The sequence below is a fragment of the Mesorhizobium sp. M2A.F.Ca.ET.067.02.1.1 genome (genome assembly GCF_004023285.1).
In the GTDB taxonomy this organism is placed as follows: Bacteria; Pseudomonadota; Alphaproteobacteria; order Rhizobiales; family Rhizobiaceae; genus Mesorhizobium.
Genome location: NZ_RZSB01001104.1, coordinates 1 through 1,345, shown reverse-complemented (window position 1 = coordinate 1,345; position 1,345 = coordinate 1). Strand labels below are relative to the sequence as shown.

General features: G+C 61.4%; 1 protein-coding gene and 1 pseudogene. Both read right to left on the bottom strand.

The annotated features are described in order from the left end of the window. Positions 1-29: 29 nt before the first annotated feature. Entirely contained in the window at positions 30-1,016 is a 987-nt protein-coding gene (locus tag EOA28_RS35820) for a sulfate ABC transporter substrate-binding protein (RefSeq protein ID WP_127253676.1), read from the bottom strand. A 204-nt stretch (positions 1,017-1,220) separates the two neighbouring features. After that, positions 1,221-1,345 (bottom strand): annotated as a pseudogene (locus tag EOA28_RS35815) (sulfate ABC transporter ATP-binding protein); the annotation flags it as partial.

The following is a 1,345-nucleotide window of genomic DNA, read 5'->3' as shown; positions in this document are numbered from 1 at the left end:
TCCTTGCGCTTCCTGATTGTGGAGCCCTTTCAGCGGGTGCCATAGGCCTGATCGAGCAGTCCGCCTGCGGCGAAATGCTCTTTCTGAACCTTGTCCCAACCACCGAATACCTCCTCCACCGTCAGCAGGCGAACGTCCGGGAAGTCGGCCTTGTGCTTGGCGGCGACCGTCGCATCGCGAGCCCGCAAGCCGTTCTCGGCGGCAATCTCCTGGCCATCCGGCGTGTAGAGGAAGTCGAGATAGGACTTGGCGAGATCGCGGCTGCCATGATCGTCGGCGACCTTGTCGACGATCGCCACCGGGAACTCGGCCAGCAGGCTGACCGAAGGGGTGACCTGCTCGAACTTGTCGTCGCCATATTCCTTGCGGATGCCGCGCGTCTCGGACTCGAAGGTGATCAGCACGTCGCCGATCTCACGCTGGACGAAGGTGGTGGTGGCGGCGCGGCCGCCGGTGTCGAAGATCGGAACGTTGTTGAAGAGCTTGGTGATGAACTCCTTCACCTTGGCATCGTCACCCTTGAAGGCCTCCTTGGCGTAAGCGGTGGCGGCGAGATAGGTGTAGCGCGCATTGCCCGATGTCTTCGGGTTCGGGAAGATCACCTGCACGTCGTCACGCACCAGGTCGTTCCAGTCCTTAATGTGTTTCGGGTTGCCGGCACGCACCAGGAAGGACGGCAGGGAATAGAAGGGCGACGCGTTGTCCGGAAAATCCTTTTGCCAATCGGCCGAGACGAGGCCCTTCTTGACCAGGAAGTCGACGTCGGTGACCTGGTTGAAGGTGACGACATCGGCGGCAAGACCTTCGGCGATGGCGCGCGCCTGCGCCGAGGTGCCGGCATGCGACTGATCGATGGTGACGCCGGGATGCTTGGCGACGAAGGCCTTGTTGATGTCGACGAACAACTCGCGGCCGACGTCATAGGATGCATTCAAGAGTTTGTCGGCCGACCAGGCTTGGGAGGATGCGAGGACGAGACCGGCAACAGCCGCGATGCCGAGCAATAGACGCTTCATGAAAACAGGCTCCTTGGAAATGAATGAAGCTATAGCGAGACCATAGTCGGGAATGCCTGAAGCGACGAGGCACGCGCTCCGACAGGCCGGGAAGGGTCTAGAAAATATCTCGCCGAAACAGCTCTTTGCTAGGATTTTCTTCCAAGCTGACTCTTGAACAGCGCCAGACTGGGGCACTGGAGCAGGAGCAGGGCCAAAGGTAGCTCAGGCGGTGGGGAAAAGCTTCCAGCGCCGCGGCCTGAAGGCGACGCGGCTCTTCTGCGCGGCGGGATGGTCGACCGGAAGCTCGATCTCGACGCGCTGGCGCTCGCCGCCGATCTCCAGCTCGA